Below are 19,801 nucleotides of genomic sequence, written 5' to 3'. Positions count from 1 at the left end.
TGTAAGCATCTACAATTCACAGCATGTTTTTGGACCTTTCCCATCTGGTCGTGCACTATGCGGGCCGCTCGCGACCTGCGGTGGACGGCGTGTCGCTGGGGCTGCTGGCCGGTGAGATTGGCGTGCTGATCGGACCTTCGGGTTGCGGCAAGACCACCTTGCTGCGCGCCGTGGCCGGCCTGGAGCGGGCGCAGGCCGGAAGCATCTCGCTGGCCCATGAAACCGTCAGCGGCGGCAAGGTCCATATGCCTGCGGAAAATCGCCGCATCGGCATGGTGTTTCAGGACTACGCCTTGTTCCCTCATCTCGACGTCGGGCACAACGTGGCTTTTGGCCTGACCCACTTGAAGCCGCAAGAGCGCCAGCAACGGGTCGAGGAAGCGCTGGACCTGGTCGGCCTGGGCAATGTGCAAAAACGCTTTCCGCATGAGTTGTCAGGCGGCCAGCAGCAACGTGTGGCGCTGGCGCGTGCGCTGGCGCCCAAACCACGCCTGCTCTTGCTGGACGAACCTTTTTCCAACCTCGACGTGGATTTGCGCGAACGTCTGGCCCACGAGGTGCGCGGCATTTTGAAGCAGGCCGGCGCCACCGCGCTGCTGGTCACCCACGACCAGCTCGAAGCTTTTGCCATTGGCGACCGCATCGGCGTGATGCACGAGGGCCGCTTGCACCAGTGGGAGGACGCCTATGCGCTGTATCACAGGCCGGCATCCCGTTTTGTCGCCGACTTCATCGGCCACGGCGTGTTTACCCGTGCCCACATCACGCAGCAAGGCGACGACGTGGTGGTGCATACCGCGTTGGGTGACTTGAGCGATGTGCTGGAATGCCCGCTGCCCGGCGCCTATGCCGATGGGGTGTGTGACCTGCTGCTGCGCGCCGACGACATCGTGCATGACGATGCAGCGCCGGTGAAAGCGCAGATTTTGCGCAAGGCGTTTCGCGGCTCCGAATTTTTGTACACGCTGCAGCTGCAGACCGGGGAAACCGTGATGGCCCATGTGCCTTCACACCACGACCATGCCCTCGGTGAATGGATTGGCATTCGCGCCGAAGTCGACCACGTGGTGACTTTTCAGCCCGAATAAACCTGCCTCAAAGCCGGGTTCCGCGCAGTCCTTCCACTTCTTTTTGCAGATCAGCCGCCCAGCTGCGCCGGTCGCGGCCCTGGCAGTGCTGAGGTTCGCCAAAAATCACTTCGGCACGCAACTCCCTGACACACAAGGTTTCCCAGATCGAGACAAAGATGGAGTCGTCATCGATGTAACGCGGCGCAAAACAAGTCTGCCCGGTGTCCGCATCGACAAAACGCAAAGCCACCGGTTGCACAGGCGCATCGGCAGAAATCGCAGCCTGCAGCAAGTTGGCATGAAACGGCTTGAGGTGGATGCCGTCGGCGGTCGTGCCTTCAGGGAACACGGCCAGCACTTCGCCCAGACGCAGGCGCTCCGCCATCTGGTGCACCACACGGTGCGCATCACGCTTGGACGAGCGTTCTATGTACAGGGTGCCGGCGCCGCCGGCCAGCGTACCTATCAGCGGCCAGTGTTTGATGTCGGACTTGGAGACAAAACGGCAATAACGCGAGGCATGCATCACCACGATGTCCAGCCAGGACAGGTGGTTAGCCACCAGCAGCGCCGGCCCGCTGGCCACAGGCTGGCCGTGCACCACCAGTGTGATGCCCACACCCCGCAACATGGCTTGGGCCCAGGCGTGAACCCTGGCCTCTTTGGCCGGCTGATCCAGTTGAGGGAACAAACGCCAGATAGTCCACAGGCCTCCGGCAATATGGCTCAGAGCCCACAACAAACGCCAGACGGCGCGAACCCGGGACATGCGGCTCAGGCCTCGTACGCGATTTGCCCGCCGACCAGGGTCCAGCGCACACGGGCTGGCAACTGGTAACCGGAAAACGGCGTGTGTTTGCCCTGGCTGCGCAAGGCATCGGGCTGGACCGTCCAGTCGGACTGCGGATCAAACACGCAAATATCAGCAACCCCGCCTCGCACCAGTTGCCCGGCACTGGCTTGCAGCGTGCCCAACGCACTACCCAGGACCCGGGCCGGCGCACTGGTCAGCACCGCCAGCGCGCGGGGCAAGCCCACGCCGCTGTCCTCGCCCCATTTGCAGGCCAGGCCCAGCAAGAGCTCCAACCCGGTGGCGCCCGGCTCGGCTTCGGCAAAAGGCAAGGTCTTGGCATCGGCCTCCACAGGGGTGTGGTCGGAAACCAGCGCATCGATGGTGCCGTCGGCCAGGGCCTGACGCAAGGCATCGCGGTCGCGCTGTTGGCGCAGCGGTGGGTTCACACGCATGCGGCTGTCGAAGTAACCAATATCGGTATCGGTCAGGTGCAGGCTGTTGATGCTGACATCGGCCGTCACACCCAGGCCGTCGGCCTTGGCCTGGGCCAGCAAGGCCACGCCTGCCGCACTGCTGATGCGGCACACATGCACACGGGCACCGGTCACACGCACCAGCTCGAAAAGGGTGTGCAGCGCAATCGTTTCGGCAATCGCCGGTACACCGCTCAGACCCAGACGTGTGGCCAGCGCTCCGCTGGCCGCCACGCCGCCGCCCAGCCAGCTGTCCTGCGGACGCAGCCAGACGGTGTAACCAAAACTGGCCGCATATTGCAGGGCACGCAGCAAAACCTGGGTGTTAACTAGCGGCACATCGGCCTGGCTGAAACCGACACAGCCGGCTTCAGTCAGTTCGACCATTTCCGTCAGCGCCTCGCCCTTCAGAGCGCGTGTCAGCGCCCCCAGCGGAAACACCCGCGACTGGTGCAGCTTCTCGGCACGAAACTTGAGCATCTCGACCAGGCCAGGCTCGTCCAGCACCGGATCGGTGTCGGGCGGACACACCAGACTGGTCACGCCGCCGGCAACGGCGGCGGCCAATTCACTTTCGAGCATGCCTTCGTGTTCATAACCCGGCTCGCGCAGGCGTGCCGACAAGTCGATCAGGCCTGGCGCCACCACGCAGCCTGTCGCGTCTATGGTTTTGTTGGGTGAAAAATCGGCGACCGCTTCCTTGAGCGAGACGATGCGCCCGGCGGCAATTGCCACGTCACGAATTTCGTCGAGCCCGGAGGCCGGGTCGATCACGCGGCCGTTCTTGATCAATATCTTCATGCTGTTGTTCCGAATGAAGGCGCGCCGCCGGGCCGCCCCAAGGCGCGCACGCCCCCTAGGGGGGCAGCGCAGTACACGAAGTGACAAGCGTGGTGGCTTAACGTCATGATTCATTTCCCGCAACAATGCTCATCACGGCCATGCGCACGGCAATGCCGAAGGTCACTTGCGGCAGGATCACACTTTGCGCACCATCCACCACGGCCGAGTCGATCTCGACCCCGCGGTTGATCGGACCGGGGTGCATGACAATCGCGTCGGGTTTGGCCAGTTGCAGTTTTTCATTGGTCAGGCCGAAACTTTTGAAAAACTCATGGCTGCTGGGCAACAAGGCGCCGGACATGCGTTCGTTCTGCAGCCTGAGCATGATGACCACATCGGCGCCCTTGATGCCTTCTTCCAGCGTGTGACAGACACGCACACCCATCTGCGCCATGTCGGCCGGCACCAGGGTTTTCAGGGCCCACCACACGCACCTCGGGGCAACCCAGCGTGGTCAGGGCATGAATGTCCGAACGCGCCACACGCGAATGCAACACGTCGCCCACAATCGCCACCGTGAGCTGGCTGAAGTCTCTTTTGTAGTGGCGTATGGTGTACATGTCCAGCAGCCCCTGCGTGGGGTGGGCATGGCGGCCATCGCCGGCATTGATCACGTGTACATGGGGCGCCACATGCTGCGCAATCAGGTAGGGCGCGCCGGATTCGCTATGGCGCACCACAAACAGGTCGGCCGCCATCGCGCTCAGGTTGGAGATGGTGTCCAGCAGCGACTCGCCCTTGGAAGCCGAGGAACGTGCGATGTCGAGGTTGATCACATCGGCCGACAGCCGCGTCGCCGCGATCTCGAAGGTGGTGCGGGTCCGGGTGGAGTTCTCGAAGAAGAGGTTGAAGACACTTTTGCCACGCAGCAAAGGGACTTTTTTGACCTCGCGGTCACTGACGCTGACAAAGTTGGCCGCGGTGTCGAGAATTTGTGTCAGTGTGGCCCTGGGCAGGCCTTCAATGGACAACAGGTGAATCAGTTCACCGTTTTTGTTGAGTTGCGGGTTGCGTCGATACAGCACAGTCAGACTTTCCGCAGGGCATGGTGGCCGCCTATGAAGGGGTTCATGTCAGCGCTCCTTCGACTTGAAAATTGAAATGGCCGTCATCACCGCGGGCCAGCGCCAGCGACTGCGAAGCCGGCAGCGCCACACTGGCGGCTGCAAAATCGGCTTGGATCGGCAACTCCCGACCGCCCCTATCCACCAGCACCACCAGCTTGACGCTGGCCGGCCGGCCGTAGTCAAACAACTCGTTGAGCACCGCGCGTATGGTGCGTCCCGTGTAAAGCACGTCATCGAGCACGATCAGGTTGGCGCCATTGACGTCAAACGGCAGCACGGTCTGGCCGCTGGCGGACAAGCCGCGCTGGGCAAAATCATCGCGGTGCATCGCCGAAGACAAAGTGCCTATCGCATCCGTCAACGCTAGGTCGGCGCGCAGGCGCTCGGCCAGCCAGACACCGCCGGACGCCACACCCACCAGCCGGGGGACCTGGACATAACTGCCCAACAGCTGTCGCATGGCCCGCAAGACTTCGCGGTACAAGGCTTCGGCATCCAGGGTCAAGCTGGTCATGACAGGTTCCTTAAAAATTGCTCCAGGATGATGCAGGCAGACGTCGCATCAGCATCGCTTGCGCCCTGTGACAAGGCCTCGGTGGTGCTGTAACGTTCATCCACCTCGAACACCTGCAGGCCAAAACGACCGCGCAGCTGGCGGGCAAACTTCTGGGCGCGTTTGGTGTTCTCGTGGCTGGCGCCGTCCGGGTGGAACGGAATCCCCACCACCAGCGCATCAGGTTGCCACTCGCGAATTTTCAGGGCAATGGCGGCAAAGCGGGCATCCCCTTGGGCGGCAATGCTGCCTTGCGGCGTGGCCGTGTGGGTGATGCGGTTGCCGGTGGCTACGCCAGTGCGTTTGAGGCCAAAATCGAAAGCGAGAAATGTTTGCAGGGCGGCAGCCACAACGGGCGGGGGCGCTGCACTCATGCGTGCCCGGCCTCGGGCGACAACATCCAACTCTGCAAGCCCAGCAGCATCAGCGCCTTGTCGTAACGCTGCTCGACCGGTGTGTCGAAAATCACCGACAAATCCGCTTCCACGGTCAGCCAGCTATTCTCTGAAATTTCGGACTCCAGCTGTCCCTCGCCCCAGGCCGAATAACCCAGCGAGACAAATACCTTGCGCGGCCCGGCGCCGGTGGACAAGGCCTCCAGCACATCCTTGGAGGTGGTCATTTCCAGCCCACCCGGAATCGTCATGGTCGAGGCATACACCGACTCGCTGCCCGCCAGCATGCATTCATGCAGCACAAAGCCGCGTTCGGTTTGCACCGGTCCGCCCTGGAATACCGGCGAGTCGGTCAAGTCATCGCGGCGCAGAGGCAGTGCCACCTTGTCGAACAGCTTTTTGAGGTTGATATCGCTGGGTTTGTTGATCACCAAGCCAAGCGCGCCCCGGTCGCTGTGCTCGCACATATAGACCACGCTTTTTGCAAAAGCCTCGTCGTCCAGCCCGGGCATGGCAATCAGGAAGTGGTGAGTGAGATTGATCGGTGCAGAATCCATGGCCATGGGGTGATTTTACGCGCAGCAGGCGTGGGCGCGGGAAGAAAAAACCGGGCACCAAGCCCCGCCCGCGCCATGGCCGCCGCCACGCAAATTTCGCCCACAAAAGCCAAGCCCCCAACCATGACCCAACAATACCAACACAGCCTGATGTGGTTCCGGCGCGATCTGCGGGTGGACGACAATGCCGCGCTTTTTCATGCCCTGAAATCGTGCCGGCAGGTTTTTTGCGTTTTTGTGCTGGACAGCGACATCCTGGACACCTTGCCCCGCGCTGACCGTCGGCTTGAATTCATCCGTGAATCGCTGGTGGACCTGGACGGCCAGCTGCAACAGCTGGGGCAACAACACGGCCTGGCCGATGCCGGGCTGATTGTGCTGCAGGGCCGGGCCGTCGAAACCCTGCCGGCCCTGGCGCAGGCCTTGTCGATTGATGCCGTTTTTGCCAACCATGACGACGAACCGCAAGCGCTGGTTCGTGATGCCAGGGTGGGTACCGCTCTGGCGCAGGCCGGCACGGCTTTTCACAGTTTCAAGGACCATGTCATTTTTGAGCGTCAGGAAGTGCTGACGCAAACCGGCAAGCCTTACAGCGTGTTCACCCCTTACAAAAACGCCTGGTTGAAAAAAGTGGACGACTTTTACCTGCGGCCCTACCCGGTCAGGCCTTATGGCGCGGCACTGGCCGCCCGTCCTTTGGCCTACCGCGCTGCCGTGCCTACACTGGCCGACATCGGTTTTGTAGAAACCAACCTCGCCGCGCTGAAAATCCCCACCGGCAGCAGCGGTGCGGCCAGCCTGTTTGACGATTTCCGGGAGCGTATAGGCAGCTACCACGCCAAGCGTGACTACCCCGCCGTCAAAGGACCAAGTTACCTGGGGATACATCTGCGCTTTGGCACGGTGTCCATCCGCCAGCTGGCGGCCACCGCTTTTGGTTTACAGCAGCAGGGAAATGAAGGCGCAGCGGTCTGGCTCAACGAGTTGATCTGGCGCGATTTTTACGCGCAAATCCTGAGCAATTTCCCGCATGTGGCCACACGGGCCTTCAAGCCGGCCTACGATGCCATCGTCTGGGAGCAGGGGCCGCGCGCGCAGGCGCTGCTCCAGACCTGGTGTGATGGCCAGACCGGCTACCCCCTGGTCGATGCGGCGATGGCGCAGATCAGGCAGACCGGCTACATGCACAACCGCCTGCGCATGGTCACGGCCAGTTTTCTGGTGAAAGACCTAGGGATAGACTGGCGCTGGGGCGAAGCTTATTTTGCGGAGCAACTCAACGACTTTGATTTGTCGGCCAACAACGGCGGCTGGCAATGGGCCGCCAGCACCGGCTGTGACGCACAACCCTATTTCCGCATCTTCAACCCGACCAGTCAAAGTGAAAAGTTTGATGCTGACGGCAGATTCATCCGCAAATACGTTCCGCAACTGGCCCGGCTGCCCACGACCGCGTTACACAGCCCCTGGCTGGCCAGCCCTGTGGAGCTGGCGGCGGCCGGTGTTGAATTGGGTCTGGATTACCCGCTGCCCATCGTGGACCACGAGGAGGCACGCCAACTGACGCTGCAGCGTTATGCCTGTGTGAAAAAATCGGAAACGCCTTGAATCGCTATATTTTCTATAGCTACTCAGGCAATTGCAGCAAGGGCTGGAGGCCTATTTCTCTTTAAGCCGCGGCCTCTGCAGCAGAATACCGGCGAATCAGGCTCAGCAGTTCATCTTCGGCGTAAGGTTTGCCCAGGTAATGGTCAACGCCCAGCTCCTTGGCATGTTCGCGGTGTTTTTCGGCAATGCGCGAGGTGATCATGATGATGGGCAAACTGCTCAGGCGCACATCGCCCCGGATATTGCGCGCCAGATCGAAACCGTCCATGCGCGGCATTTCGATGTCTGACAACACCACCGTCGGTCGTTCTTCCTGCAGGCGTTCAAGCGCCTGCAAGCCATCTGCCGCCATGGCCACGCGGTAACCTTCGCGCTGCAACAGGCGCTGGGTCACGCGCCGCACCGTGATGGAGTCGTCCACCACCAGGATCAGCGGGATTTGCGGCGCATCCGGCATGGATATGGATGCGGCGACCGCCACACCCTGGCCGCCGCCCGCCACCTGCTCCAGCATGTGCGGCTCGGCGCTGTCGGAGCTCCAGCCCCGCGCTTGCTGGCCATACACGGTAGCCAGAGCCACCGGGTTGTAGATCAGCACCACGGCACCCGAGGCCAGCACCGACATACCTGCCAGACCCGGCAGGCGCGACAGTTGAGGCCCGAGATTTTTAACCACCACCTCCTGGTTGCCCAGCACTTCATCGACGTGCAAGGCCAGCCGCTGGGCCGCACTGCGGAAAATCACCACAGGTGCGGTTTTGCCTTGCGGCTCGCTGCTGCGGCGTGAAGCCTGTAACAAGGCGCCCGACCAGAAAAACGGCACGGCTTCGCCGGCGACGTCCAGCGTGCCGGTGTTGTAAGCCTGCTGCAAATCCTTGGCCGAGATCCGGCGCACGGTTTCCACCACGTTGGCTGGCACGCCGACCGAGGACGTCCCGGCACGCAACATCACCACCTGCGTGACCGCCGTGGTCAGCGGCAACACCAGCTTGAAGTTGGTGCCCTGGCCGGCCACCGTGCTGGTTTCAATGCGGCCGCCCAGGGCGTTCACCTCCGAGCGCACCACGTCCATGCCGATACCCCGGCCAGCCAACTCGGTGACATGGGCGGCGGTGGAAAAGCCCGGCATGAAAATCATGTTGGCAACTTCATCGTCACCCATTTGCTGGCCTTGGGCCAACAAGCCCGACGCCAAGGCTTTTTCACGGATGCGCTGCAGGTTCAGGCCGGCGCCATCATCGCGGAACTCGACCGACACGTCATTGCCCGATTGCTGCAGGCTCACGGTGATCAAACCATTGGCGTCTTTGCCGGCCTCGGCCCGGGCCTGCGGATCTTCAATGCCGTGGGCCACACAATTGCGCAGCAAATGTTCAAACGCCGGTGTCATGCGGTCCAGCATGCCGCGGTCCATCTCGATGGTGCCGCCCTGCAGGTCCAGCCGCACTTGTTTGCCGGTTTCTTTGGACGCCTGCCGCACCACGCGGTACAGGCGCTCGGAAATCCCTTCAAACTCCACCATGCGGGTTCGCAGCAGATCGCGCTGCAACTCGCGGGTCTGGCGCGCCTGGGCGATCAAATCGTCCTCGGTGGCCTCGACGGTCCGCTGCAAGGTGCGCTGCACGGTCGCCACGTCATTGACCGACTCCGCCATCATGCGGGTCAGTTCCTGCACGCGGGTAAAACGGTCGAACTCCAGCGGATCAAAGCCGAGCTGGGCTTCCTTGGCCTGCTGCAGGCGCGACTGCATCTGGGTTTCGGAGTGCAGTTCCACATCGCGCAGTTGTGAACGCAAACGGTTCAAGTTACCGCTCAAATCATTGAGCGAGCCGCGCAGCTGGTTCAGCTCGGCCTCCAGGCGGGAGCGTGTGATCATGACCTCGCCGGCCTGATTCACCATGCGGTCCAGCAGTTGCGAACGCACCCGTATCGAGCCCGACGTTGCCGGACGCAAGGGTTGCAAGGCCGTGGACTGGGCCATGGACATCATGACTTTGCGGCCAGTGGTCGGCACCGCCAATGTCTCTTGCGGTTCATGCGGAACAGCCAGCGCCGGTTCAGCTTCCGTTGCCAGTGGCGACAGCGGCTCCAGCATTTCAGGCACACCAGGGTGGCGCAAGGCCTCGAAGTTCGCCTGCATCCCGTCAAAAGTCGTCAGCAAGGCATCGAAGTTTTGCGAGGCAGCCGCGTCGGAACCCATGTGTTCGATGTCCGACTCGATGCGGTGGGCCATTTCACCCAGCCGCATGGCGCCGGCCAGCCGCGCGCTGCCCTTGAGCGTGTGCAAGGCCCTCAACACCTCGTTGCGCGCGCCCAGGTTGTCGGGACGCGCAGCCCATTGCCGCAAGGCGCCACCCAGTTGCGGCATCAGCTCGGCGCCTTCTTCTTCAAAAATCGGGAACAGATCCGGGTCGATGACGTCGACCGCATCGAACTCGTCGTCCATGTCTTCGTTGAACGCCGCCGAGGCGAACGACCTGACAGGAACGGGGGTTGGCACGGCAGAAACTGCCGGGACAGAAAAATGCGTCGCCGCCGGCGCACTGGCGGAGGCGCTGGCCACCGCTTCAAAGATTGGGGAACTGGCCAAACTGGCGGCCGGCGTTTCTACAGGCGAAAAACTACTCGCGACGGCTTCGGCAACCAGGGACCCGGGCTCGGGCGAGAGCGCCTCAGGTGCGGCGTGCGCTGCACCAAACTGCACCACCGTCACGTTGCCCGCTTTGGCGGGCTCCGAGAAATCGATGTCACGCAAGGCATGCAGAAGGTTCTGGTCAGGCTGCTTGAGAAAACCAGCGGCAAACTGGTGCAACAAACGCCGAATGTCTTCCGCGGCATCAATAAACAACTGGCTGTGCCGGCTGCCGCTGTGCCCATGCGGAACCGGCGACTGCCGCAAGGCATGTTCCAGCGCCCTGGCCATTTCCGACAAGGCATCAAAACCCACGGTGGCCGAACTGCCGGCCAGTGAATGGGTCAAGGCCAGGGTGGAATCCGCGATCGGACGGTCCTGCTCCAGGGTCCATTCCGTGACTTCGGTGACCAGCCGACGAGACCATTCGTCGGCCTCGTTCAAATACACGTTGTACAGCGGAATGCCGATACGCAGGGAACCGATCACCTTGACCTGATCATCTCCGGCCGCGTCCATGGGCATGGGCTCGGCCTGGTTTTCAAAAGGTTGGAAAAACTCTGCTTCGGTCGCAGACGATGTCACGGCGACCACCGACTCGGGGTGGCTTTCAGGGGCAAAGTCAAACGTTTCCGCCGCGAAACTCTCCGTCACCTCCGGCAAGGCGGGCTCGGCCTGCGCTGCCTCGCCGTCGGGCACAACCGCCGTCAGGAAATGCGCATCAAAATCGATGTCTGACAGCTCGAGCGGGTTGGCTTCTGCGGCCAGCACCGGCTCCGGGAGGTCCAGCTCAAACACCGGCTCGGCAGCGGTCGGTTGAACGGCCGCCGGTGCCGGGGCACCGAGACCGGCCAGTGATGACAGGCTGTCAAAGTCAATGCCCTGGATGTCGGCCAAAGGCTGGTCAACCGCAGCAACGGCAACGGGCTCTGGCGCGGGCTCATCGAGCAGGAAGTCAAAATCAATATCCGCCACCACTTGCGCCGCAGGCGCATCTTCTGTGGCTGGCACAAGCACGTCCACTGGTTCAAACGACGGCTCCGCAACAGGGGCCGCAAGCAACTGGATGGCGCTAAAACGCCCTTCCGTCCGCATGGCATCGGCGCTTGAGCGAAATGGCGCTGCGTTCCACGACGCATCCTGATTGGCCGCAATGTCGTCGATCCAGGCCACAAAACCGTCCATGGCCTGCACACACAAGGCCCGGAACAGGTCATTGGACGGTTTTTGCTCCGCCAGCCAGCCATTGAGCATTTGTTCCAGGGACCAGGCCGCTTCACCGAACTCGTTGAGCCCGACCATGCGCGAGCTGCCTTTGAGTGTGTGGAAGGCGCGACGCAATACCGTGAGTTCACCCATGGCCCCCGGCTCGTTAGCCAGGGCCGCAATGGCGGCTTGCGCCTGGCCGGCCACTTCGCGGGCCTCCTCCAGGAAAATATCGCGCAAGTCGTCTTCTTCAAAATCGGTCGCCTCGGCAGTCGTCGCCTCGGACACAACCGCCGGCGCGGTGGCCGCAACCAGATGGCTCAAGGAATCGGAACCCGCCTGGGTCTGCCCAGCCACGGTGATGGCCGCCTCGCGGGCGGTCTGCGCCAGAGCGGGCTGGTCGGCCAGCGCCGCGTGGGTGGCCAGCACGTCCAGTTTGCCACTCAAGTTTTCAGCCGAAGCGCCGGCCTCTGCATCCTGGACAACCGACAACACTTCCTGGGACAACTCGCTGCTGGCAGAAGTTGCCGCGGCGGCATCGGGCGCTGCGTGGCTGCGGCCCATCAGGGGTTTGAGTTCGCCCTTCAACTCGTCGTAAACAAAAAGCTTTTTGGCCAGCGCGGGCTGGTAATTGAGCATGTCAATCAAGAAGCTCAGCGCGCCCAGGTTGTTGCCCAGTTGGTCAAAGGTTCCGGCGGAACGGGCCAGTTGTTCGTCCACCTCGGTCACCAGCATCTGCTCCACGCTGTCGCGCATACGCAGCACCGCGTGAGAGGCCTGGTCCAGTCCCAGCACGGACAACACACCGCGCATCTGCGACAGCTGCCCCGGCACCGCGGCCAATACGGCCTTGTCCTGCGGGTTGCGGAAAAACAGGTCCAGGGATTTCTCAAGCTCACTGAGGGAAATGCGCAGCTCGCCCACAACACTGCCCATGGTTTGTTTATCGCTGACGCGCCGATACAACTCTTCCATCCAGGCTTCCAGCGGCTGCGCTTCGCCGCCCTTTCGGACACCTTCAAGACGCTCCGCCAACCTGGCCGTTCGGACGGTCAGTTGCGGATCGTGGGGGTCGAGATCGTCAAACGCGGCCTCGAGGTACAACACCGCCGTGGCCACTTCCAGCGCCAACTCGATGGGCGGGGCGTGCTCGGAGCGTACGGTGGTGTCGATCACCCGGGACAGTGCCGAGGCCAGCGGCTGGCTGGGCGCATGCAGCTTGACCAAAGAATCCGTCACAAGGCTGAACTGGTCCGCCACCGTCTTGAATTTGGTCACATCGCCGGCTGTCAATGACGACCAGGTTTCCTTGGCCGACACAATCCGTTTGCGGGCTTGCGCCAGCAAGGCCGGGTCAAAGCGCCCAAACTGGACGGCTTCATAATCCACCGGCTTGAAGCGGGCCAGTCCGTAACTGGAACGAACCGCCGACAAGACGGGTGCATCGCTGTCACGCGGGGCCACAGCCTGGGCGCAGAAAAAAAGTAAATCCTGGACCAGCCGGTCAGACGCATGGGTGCTGCCTTGCGCAAACGACGCATATTGCAACAAGACACGTGACGCTGCCCGTTTGACGTAGAGATCAACTTTCAGCAACCCTTGCGCCAGGGCTTCGAAATAGCCGGCGGCGATTTGCCAGAACACCCTGGGTTCCCGATCCGATTGGGCTTGGGCAAAACTCAGGCACATGTCCCGGAAACTTTGCGCGGCCTGGGGATCACCGGTACGCATGATTTTCAAGACCAGTTGATCCAGCAACTGCCGCGACGCATCGTCATAAGCCCGGGCATCGACGGACAGGGGCAGAGACGGCTCTATCCATCGCCACTCAAAAACCCAGAGGTCAGCGGGATGGATGCGATCGGCGCCAACCAGGCCCTGAACGTCACGGTACTGGGGAAACAGGGAAACGGCGGACACCGGCTTGTCCGCCAACACACCTTCAAGGTACTCGGTCAGTGCAAAACTGGCCAGCTCCACCTTGGCAGCCGCGTCCTGGCTGCATTGTTCGGGGTGCTGGATAAAGCGTTGCACCGCCGCTTCCATGGCCCGCAAGACCAGCGCCGGCGCACTCAAACCCACCATCTCCAGCGCACCCACGGCCTGATGCAATTGCTGGCGGGCGATGCGCAACTGGCTGGCATCTAGGGCGGCCAGATCGGAGCCACGCGCCTGGTCGGCGTCCCGGACAAAACGCTTCAAGGCCTTGGCGGAGCCGTCCAGTGATTTCCGAAGTTCGTCCAGCACCCAGGCCAGCGGGCCCAGATCATTAACAGCCAGGTCGAGTTCAGCGGCTGGTGAATTCGGATCGTTCGATTGCATAAATGGCAGGCCGGTTCATAAATCGGAGTTCACGGACAAAGACACATCAGGCAGGGATCAGGCAATCTTGAATCGCGAGACAGACTGTCGGAGTTCTTCCGCCATGCGGGACAATTCACGCACCTGCTGGGCGGTGGAACGGGTGCCTTCTCCGGTTTGCTCCGTCACGGCAAAAATGTGCTGGATGTTGCCGGCCACCACGTTGGCGGACTCCGCTTCCCGGGAAGCCGAGGCAGAAATCTGCTCGATCAGGTCAGCCAGCCGACGTGACACCAAGTCAATCTCGGACAAGGCGGTACCGGCGCTGTCGGACAGTTTGGCCCCTTCCACCACACCCTGGGTGGAGCGTTCCATAGCGGCCACGGCATCCTGCGTATCGGTCTGAATGGCTTTCACCAGGGCCGAAATCTGGCGCGTCGCATCGGCGGAACGTTCAGCCAGTCGCTGCACCTCCTCGGCCACGACGGAGAAGCCTCGTCCGGCTTCACCGGCGGACGCGGCCTGAATGGCGGCATTCAGCGCCAGCACGTTGGTCTGCTCGGTAATGTCTGAAATCAGCTCGGTAATTTCACCAATCTCCTGGGAGGATTCACCCAGTCGCTTGATCCGCTTGGAGGTTTCCTGAATCTGGTCGCGGATGGAGTTCATACCGCCGATGGCGTTCTGCACCGCCTGCAGGCCGGATTCGGCAGCGGTCAGCGACTGGCGCGCCACTTGGGACGATTCCTGCGCTTGGCTGGACACCTGGTTGATTCGGGTCGCCATGTCGAGCACCGATTGGCCAGTTTCGCGAATTTCGCGCAGCTGTTCGGTGGAAGCTGCCAGCAGCTCGGTCGAGGTGCTTTCCACCTGGGCGGTGGTTTGTGCCACCCGGGTCGCCGTGTTTTGCACGTTACCCACCAGCTGGCGCAACTCTTCCACCGTGTAATTCACCGAGTCGGCGATGGCGCCGGTGATGTCTTCGGTCACCGTGGCTTCCTGAGTCAAATCACCCTCGGCCACTGTCTGCAATTCGTTCATCAAGCGCAAAATGGCCGCCTGGTTGGCGTCATTGACGCGTTTGGCGTCCTGCTCCTGGCCCTTGGCTTCCATACGCTGGCTTTCCGCAACCCCTTGGCGCTGCCGGCTGTCCAGCACCTGCAAACGGGCCAAACCTGCCGCGCAAAGCAGCGCAAAAGCAGCCGCCACCGCCAAGGTGGTCAAGGCGCCGGCACCCAGACCGGTTTGTGATGAAAGCTTACCCTGGATATCCTCCAGGCCACGGCGCAAGGATTCACTGTCGGAAATGATCGATGCCTGGGCCTCGCGCGCCGACACCAGACCCTGCAAATTGCCCAGAATCGCGCCGGCCTGCACACGTGTCTGCTCATAGAGAGCCATCAGCGCTTCCAGCCGCTCGCGGGTCTGCGGATCTTTGGACCCCGACAGGCGCAACTCTGGGCTGCCTTCCTGCAAACCCTGTGCAATTTCCTTGAAGGAGTTCAAATCCTTGCCCAGCAAAAACACGGCTTCCGGACTCACACCTTCCATGGTCAGGAACTCATTGGCCGATTTACCAATACGTTGCGTCAACATCACCAGTTGGCCGGCTGCGGAGATTTCCGCCGGCGCCGCATTTTGCTGAAGCTTGAGCGAAGAAACCGTTTCGGCGATTTCCAGCAAGTCCGAAGACTGGCGGTTAATCGTGCGCAACGCGTTGCCCACCTGGGTCAAAATTGCCTGCTGCCCCATCACGGTCGCCGAATTCTTCTCGGCACGCTCCATCAACGGCGTCACGACGTCAACATTGGTCTGCAGTTCAATCGCCACCGGCTCCAGGCGCAAGGACACTTCACCGGCCTTCAGACCACGCACGGTCTTGGCCAGCACGTCGGAACTTTCCTTCACGTCGGGAAAGGCCTGGGCACTGCCCACCAGCGCCTGAGACACCGATTTGGCAAGCCGCTGCGACTGCATCAGGGACTGACCGGTGGCCGCCACCTGCTGCGCCACCTGGTCCGCCTGGTTCAGGGCCACAAAGGTCACCGAAGCCAGCACCGCCACCGCCACACCCAGCAAAAGCACCAGAATCCGCTGATGCGAACCCATGGGGCGTCTGCCCAGGATAGGCAGCGACAACAACTCGACCTGGCGAGAGGCTTCGTCCGCATTCTGGCTTTCGGGGCCGGCACTGCCCTCAGCCTGCGCGCTCGCGGCCGTGCTGGCCATCGAGTTCATGCTTCCCGCTGCCAGGGGATCGACCGACATGTCAAGCGAAACATCATCCATGCTGTCCTGGGGGGGCGCGGGCTTTGTTTTGAATAGCTTCTGAATAGTTTCAATCACAGACATGGTGAGCCTTCCAGGGAAAACGTGATAGCGCTAGGCGCTGATGGTCAAAAAATGAGCTTGTTGCGCGAGCGACTGCAGATTGATTTCCTGCCACGTGGCGCCGTTTGAATCGACGTAACTATGGCCAAAGAATTCAGGCGAGTCAGGGGATCGTTCTGCAAAGTCGGTGAAGGCTTCCGGATTGCGTAATCCGGCCAGCTTGTCGATCTGCAAGGCGCAATTGATTTCAAGCGCACTGTTGAGCGCGACCAGACGCGATTCGGTGCGCGCCATTTCGCTGCGTGGCGGCGGCGTGGTGCCGGTCACAAAGCTGGCCAGATCCACCACACCGTACAAGCCGCCGCGCAAATTGGCGACGCCAGCAAACCAGGCTTGGGTGTAGGGCACGTTCTGCGCACTGACCCACGGGAAAATTTCGCCGGACTGGTTCAGCGGAAACAGGTATTTGCCACCGCCCGCCTCCACAGCCAGCCAGGACGCTGAAACACCCTGGGTCTTGGCCGCCTGCAACCTGTCGGCCAGGCGGCTTTGCAATTCTCTAAGTGCTTGTCGATTGGCCATGCTTTAGTGCGGTCGGTGAAAAAAAATCAGCCCAGCGCCTTGATCTTGGCCATCAGGTCATCGGCATCCACCGGCTTGGTGATGTAGTCCTTGGCACCTTGACGCATGCCCCAGACACGGTCGGTTTCCTGGTTCTTGCTGGTGCACATGATGATGGGCACGTCAGCGTACAGGGGGTCCCGCGTGATGGCGCGTGTGAGCTGGAAACCATTTTGCCCAGGCATCACCACATCCATCAGGATCAGGTCGGGTTTTTCCTCGGCCAGCCGACGAAAGGCGTCTTCCGCATTCTCGGCGGTTTTCACGGCAAAGCCGTTCTTGCCCAGCAGGTCGGTCATGAACATCAGTTCGGTTTTAGAGTCGTCCACTATCAGAATTTTTTTAATCGCCATCACGCTACTCCTTGTTTTGCGCTGCCAAGCTCCTGCACGGTATGCAGCAGTTGGTCTTTGGTAAACGGCTTGGTCAGGTAGTCTTGCGAGCCAACCATCCTGCCTCTCGCCTTGTCGAAGACGCCGTCTTTGGAAGACAGCATCACAATCGGTACGCCTGAAAATTTGGGGTTGCGCTTGATGATCGCGCAAGTCTGGTAACCATCCAGGCGAGGCATCAGGATGTCGCAGAAGATCAGGTCGGGCAGGTAGTCATTGACTTTGGAGAGGGCGTCGAAGCCGTCCTCTGCAAGCAAGACCTCATGGCCGCCCTGTTTCAGGAATATTTCCGCACTGCGTCTGATGGTATTGCTGTCGTCTATGACCAAAACCTTGAGCCCTGAACTGGTAATACTCACTGACTGTGCTCCTTATAAAGCGCCGCCGGCATGGCAACGCCTGCCTCGCGCTTGTTTAGACAATCGGCCCAGTCATTCAGATCTGAACCATTTCAAAGTCTTCTTTACGCGCGCCACATTCAGGGCAAGTCCAGTTCATAGGAACCTGGGCCCAAGGCGTACCGGCCGCAATGCCATGTTCTGGCGCGCCCGTTGTTTCGTCATAAATCCAGCCACAAATTAAACACATCCAGGTCATTGATTGAGTCACAGCTTAAGTTGCCTTCGAATAGAATGCAACAATTGTATCGAGGCGGCGTTGCTTATTCGCGTACAAGGCAAAATCCAGCCTATGGCAAACCCCAACATACCTCCTCTGGACACCCGGCCCATCGACGCAGAGGACAGCGAAACATCTCCCGCCTGCGTGATGACCTTCAATGCCAACGACCCCAGTGGCGCCGGCGGCCTGACGGCGGACATCAGCGCCATCGCCTCGGCTGGCGCCCACGCACTGGCCGTCGTCACGGGCAGTTATGTGCGCGACACGGCTGAAATTTTCGACCATGTTTCCTTCGACGATGAAGCCGTCACTGAACAGGCGCGCACCACCCTCGAAGACATGCCGGTCAGCGCCATCAAGGTCGGCTTTGTCGGCAATCCGGAAAACATCAGCGCCATCGCGGAGATCGCCTCGGATTATGCCGACGTGCCGCTGATCGCCTACATGCCCAACCTGTCCTGGTGGGAAGAAGAAGCCATCGACAACTACCTGGATGCTTTTCGCGAGTTGTTGCTGCCGCAAACCACCGTGCTGGTGGGCAACCACAGCAGCTTGTGGCGCTGGCTGATGCCGGACTGGAGCGGCGAGAAAAGCCCCACCGCCCGCGACATCGCCAAGGCTGCCTCCGAGTTCGGCGTGCCTTACACGCTGGTGACCGGCATTCCGCTGCCCGACCAGTTCATCGACAACGTTCTGGCCACGCCGCAAGCCATCCTCTACAGCGAAAAGTTCGAGCGTTTCGAAGCGGTGTTTGCCGGCGCCGGCGACACCTTGACGGCTGCTTTGTCGGCCTTGCTGGCCAACGGCCACAACCTGCAGGCCGCCACCAGCGAGGCCCTGACCTATCTTGACCACAGCCTGGACGCCGGTTTTCACCCCGGCATGGGCAACATCGTGCCTGACCGCCTCTTCTGGGCACAAGCCGACATGGACACCGACGATGACGATGAGGTCGATGAAAACAACGGCCTGGACACCCCGCCTCCCCTCCCCCCTTTCGATATTCCTCCCAATGGCACCAAACATTAGTCCTGACAATTCCCGCAACACGGCCCTGTTCGAACGCGCCAAGGCGCTGATCCCCGGCGGCGTCAACTCGCCAGTGCGCGCCTTCAAGGCAGTCGGCGGCACGCCGCGTTTTGTGCAGCGTGCACAAGGCGCTTACTTCTGGGACGCCGACGGCCAACGCTACATCGACTACATCGGCTCCTGGGGGCCCATGATCCTGGGCCACGGCCATCCCGCCGTGGTTGAAGCCGTGCAAAAAGCGGTGCTGGAAGGCTTTTCCTACGGCGCGCCGACCGAGCGCGAAGTCGAGCTGGCCGAAGAAATCGTCAAGCTCGTGCCCTCCATCGAGATGCTGCGCCTGGTCAGCTCAGGCACCGAAGCCACCATGAGCGTGATCCGGCTGGCACGCGGCGCCACCGGTCGCAGCAAGATCATCAAGTTTGAAGGTTGTTACCACGGCCACTCCGACGCCCTGCTGGTCAAGGCCGGCTCGGGCCTGGCCACCTTTGGCAGCCCGACCAGCGCTGGTGTTCCGCCTGAAGTGGTGCAGCACACCCTGGTCCTCGAATACAACCACATCGCCCAGTTGGAAGAAGCTTTTTCCGTCCACGGCAAGGACATCGCCTGCCTGATGATCGAACCGATTGCCGGCAACATGAACTTTGTGCGGGCAAGTATTCCTTTCATGAAACGCTGTCGCGAACTCTGCACGCAATACGGCGCGCTGCTGGTGTTTGACGAAGTGATGACAGGCTTTCGCGTGGCCCTGGGCGGCGCGCAAAGTGTTTATGCCCGGAGTATTCCTGGCTTCAAACCCGACATGACAGCACTCGGCAAGGTGATTGGCGGCGGCATGCCGATGGCAGCCTTTGGCGGCACACGTGCCGTGATGGAACACCTTGCGCCCCTGGGCTCGGTCTACCAGGCCGGCACATTGTCAGGCAACCCGGTGGCCACAGCCTGCGGCTTGGCGACCCTGCGCGAACTCCAGAAACCTGGTTTTTACGAGGCACTGGGCGCACGCACCCAAAGCCTGGTTGCCGGCCTGACACAAGCCGCCACCCAGGCGGGCGTGCCGTTTTGCGGCGACAGCGAAGGTGGCATGTTCGGCTTTTTCCTGCTGGACACCTTGCCGCAGAATTATCCCCAGGTCATGAAAACGGACAGCCCGGCCTTCAACCGCTTTTTCCACGCCATGCTGGACAAAGGTGTGTACTACGCACCCGCACTGTACGAAGCCGGCTTTGTCAGTTCGGCGCACACGGCCGAAGACATAGCAAGCACGGTGGCTGCGGCGCGCGACTTCTTCAACGCAAGCGCTTCGAAGTAA

The 19,801-nt window shown here is 61.5% G+C and carries 15 protein-coding genes and 1 pseudogene; 4 read left to right on the top strand and 12 right to left on the bottom strand.

What is annotated here, in order from left to right:
- Positions 1 to 23: 23 nt before the first annotated feature.
- The gene (locus ACHMXK_RS05405; RefSeq protein ID WP_397438352.1) at positions 24 to 1,088 is read left to right on the top strand and encodes an ABC transporter ATP-binding protein; all 1,065 of its coding nucleotides are present in this window, start codon (positions 24 to 26) and stop codon (positions 1,086 to 1,088) included.
- A gap of 7 nt (positions 1,089 to 1,095) precedes the next feature.
- On the opposite strand, the gene ACHMXK_RS05400 is transcribed toward ACHMXK_RS05405, so the two are convergent.
- From ACHMXK_RS05400 to ACHMXK_RS05375, 6 genes and pseudogenes are all read right to left on the bottom strand, one after another.
- Positions 1,096 to 1,839: a lysophospholipid acyltransferase family protein gene (locus ACHMXK_RS05400; protein ID WP_397438350.1), complete on the bottom strand. Its 744-nt coding sequence runs from the start codon at positions 1,837 to 1,839 to the stop codon at positions 1,096 to 1,098.
- A 5-nt stretch (positions 1,840 to 1,844) separates the two neighbouring features.
- The gene (locus ACHMXK_RS05395) at positions 1,845 to 3,137 is read right to left on the bottom strand and encodes a dihydroorotase (protein WP_397438348.1); all 1,293 of its coding nucleotides are present in this window, start codon (positions 3,135 to 3,137) and stop codon (positions 1,845 to 1,847) included.
- Positions 3,138 to 3,240: 103 nt separating this feature from the next.
- Positions 3,241 to 4,204: pseudogene (locus ACHMXK_RS05390) on the bottom strand (aspartate carbamoyltransferase catalytic subunit).
- 43 nt (positions 4,205 to 4,247) lie between these two features.
- A complete protein-coding gene (gene pyrR / locus ACHMXK_RS05385; protein WP_397438346.1) occupies positions 4,248 to 4,760 on the bottom strand; it encodes a bifunctional pyr operon transcriptional regulator/uracil phosphoribosyltransferase PyrR in 513 nt (170 codons plus the stop codon).
- Entirely contained in the window at positions 4,757 to 5,173 is a 417-nt protein-coding gene (gene ruvX, locus ACHMXK_RS05380; RefSeq protein WP_397438344.1) for a Holliday junction resolvase RuvX, read from the bottom strand. Before ruvX ends, pyrR begins: the two co-directional genes overlap by 4 nt.
- Complete coding sequence (locus ACHMXK_RS05375) at positions 5,170 to 5,757, bottom strand: YqgE/AlgH family protein (RefSeq protein ID WP_397438343.1); 588 nt, start codon at positions 5,755 to 5,757, stop codon at positions 5,170 to 5,172. Before ACHMXK_RS05375 ends, ruvX begins: the two co-directional genes overlap by 4 nt.
- Positions 5,758 to 5,874: 117 nt before the next feature.
- On the opposite strand from ACHMXK_RS05375, the gene ACHMXK_RS05370 reads away from it, so the two are divergent.
- The gene (locus ACHMXK_RS05370) at positions 5,875 to 7,359 is read left to right on the top strand and encodes a cryptochrome/photolyase family protein (protein WP_397438341.1); all 1,485 of its coding nucleotides are present in this window, start codon (positions 5,875 to 5,877) and stop codon (positions 7,357 to 7,359) included.
- A gap of 61 nt (positions 7,360 to 7,420) precedes the next feature.
- Here the strand turns inward: ACHMXK_RS05370 and ACHMXK_RS05365 are convergent, their stop codons facing one another.
- The 6 genes from ACHMXK_RS05365 to ACHMXK_RS05340 form a co-directional block, all read right to left on the bottom strand.
- On the bottom strand, positions 7,421 to 13,519 hold the full coding sequence (locus tag ACHMXK_RS05365; RefSeq protein WP_397438339.1) for an Hpt domain-containing protein: 6,099 nt from the start codon (positions 13,517 to 13,519) through the stop codon (positions 7,421 to 7,423).
- Positions 13,520 to 13,576: 57 nt separating this feature from the next.
- Positions 13,577 to 15,607: a methyl-accepting chemotaxis protein gene (locus tag ACHMXK_RS05360; RefSeq protein ID WP_397442445.1), complete on the bottom strand. Its 2,031-nt coding sequence runs from the start codon at positions 15,605 to 15,607 to the stop codon at positions 13,577 to 13,579.
- 273 nt (positions 15,608 to 15,880) lie between these two features.
- A complete protein-coding gene (locus tag ACHMXK_RS05355; protein WP_397438337.1) occupies positions 15,881 to 16,411 on the bottom strand; it encodes a chemotaxis protein CheW in 531 nt (176 codons plus the stop codon).
- Between the two features lie 26 nt (positions 16,412 to 16,437).
- On the bottom strand, positions 16,438 to 16,803 hold the full coding sequence (locus ACHMXK_RS05350) for a response regulator transcription factor (RefSeq protein WP_397438335.1): 366 nt from the start codon (positions 16,801 to 16,803) through the stop codon (positions 16,438 to 16,440).
- The gene (locus ACHMXK_RS05345; protein WP_318407576.1) at positions 16,803 to 17,201 is read right to left on the bottom strand and encodes a response regulator; all 399 of its coding nucleotides are present in this window, start codon (positions 17,199 to 17,201) and stop codon (positions 16,803 to 16,805) included. The genes ACHMXK_RS05350 and ACHMXK_RS05345 overlap by 1 nt, the downstream gene beginning before the upstream one ends.
- 76 nt (positions 17,202 to 17,277) lie before the next feature.
- Positions 17,278 to 17,451: a rubredoxin gene (locus ACHMXK_RS05340; protein WP_305565410.1), complete on the bottom strand. Its 174-nt coding sequence runs from the start codon at positions 17,449 to 17,451 to the stop codon at positions 17,278 to 17,280.
- Between the two features lie 81 nt (positions 17,452 to 17,532).
- On the opposite strand from ACHMXK_RS05340, the gene ACHMXK_RS05335 reads away from it, so the two are divergent.
- On the top strand, positions 17,533 to 18,492 hold the full coding sequence (locus ACHMXK_RS05335) for a hydroxymethylpyrimidine/phosphomethylpyrimidine kinase (protein WP_397438334.1): 960 nt from the start codon (positions 17,533 to 17,535) through the stop codon (positions 18,490 to 18,492).
- Positions 18,476 to 19,801: a glutamate-1-semialdehyde 2,1-aminomutase gene (gene hemL / locus ACHMXK_RS05330; RefSeq protein WP_397438332.1), complete on the top strand. Its 1,326-nt coding sequence runs from the start codon at positions 18,476 to 18,478 to the stop codon at positions 19,799 to 19,801. Before ACHMXK_RS05335 ends, hemL begins: the two co-directional genes overlap by 17 nt.

The sequence above is a fragment of the Polaromonas sp. UC242_47 genome (assembly GCF_044452385.1).
Classification (GTDB): Bacteria; Pseudomonadota; Gammaproteobacteria; order Burkholderiales; family Burkholderiaceae_C; genus Polaromonas.
Note: the sequence above shows the minus strand (reverse complement) of the source record. Positions and strands in the feature narration are given on the sequence as shown.

Coding starts and splice junctions, on each gene's coding strand:
- ACHMXK_RS05405 (WP_397438352.1), top strand. CDS start 24: ATGTTTTTGGACCTTTCCCATCTGGTCGTGCACTATGCGGGCCGCTCG.
- ACHMXK_RS05400 (WP_397438350.1), bottom strand. CDS start 1,839: ATGTCCCGGGTTCGCGCCGTCTGGCGTTTGTTGTGGGCTCTGAGCCAT.
- ACHMXK_RS05395 (WP_397438348.1), bottom strand. CDS start 3,137: ATGAAGATATTGATCAAGAACGGCCGCGTGATCGACCCGGCCTCCGGG.
- pyrR (WP_397438346.1), bottom strand. CDS start 4,760: ATGACCAGCTTGACCCTGGATGCCGAAGCCTTGTACCGCGAAGTCTTG.
- ruvX (WP_397438344.1), bottom strand. CDS start 5,173: ATGAGTGCAGCGCCCCCGCCCGTTGTGGCTGCCGCCCTGCAAACATTT.
- ACHMXK_RS05375 (WP_397438343.1), bottom strand. CDS start 5,757: ATGGCCATGGATTCTGCACCGATCAATCTCACTCACCACTTCCTGATT.
- ACHMXK_RS05370 (WP_397438341.1), top strand. CDS start 5,875: ATGACCCAACAATACCAACACAGCCTGATGTGGTTCCGGCGCGATCTG.
- ACHMXK_RS05365 (WP_397438339.1), bottom strand. CDS start 13,519: ATGCAATCGAACGATCCGAATTCACCAGCCGCTGAACTCGACCTGGCT.
- ACHMXK_RS05360 (WP_397442445.1), bottom strand. CDS start 15,607: ATGGGTTCGCATCAGCGGATTCTGGTGCTTTTGCTGGGTGTGGCGGTG.
- ACHMXK_RS05355 (WP_397438337.1), bottom strand. CDS start 16,411: ATGGCCAATCGACAAGCACTTAGAGAATTGCAAAGCCGCCTGGCCGAC.
- ACHMXK_RS05350 (WP_397438335.1), bottom strand. CDS start 16,803: ATGGCGATTAAAAAAATTCTGATAGTGGACGACTCTAAAACCGAACTG.
- ACHMXK_RS05335 (WP_397438334.1), top strand. CDS start 17,533: ATGGCAAACCCCAACATACCTCCTCTGGACACCCGGCCCATCGACGCA.
- hemL (WP_397438332.1), top strand. CDS start 18,476: ATGGCACCAAACATTAGTCCTGACAATTCCCGCAACACGGCCCTGTTC.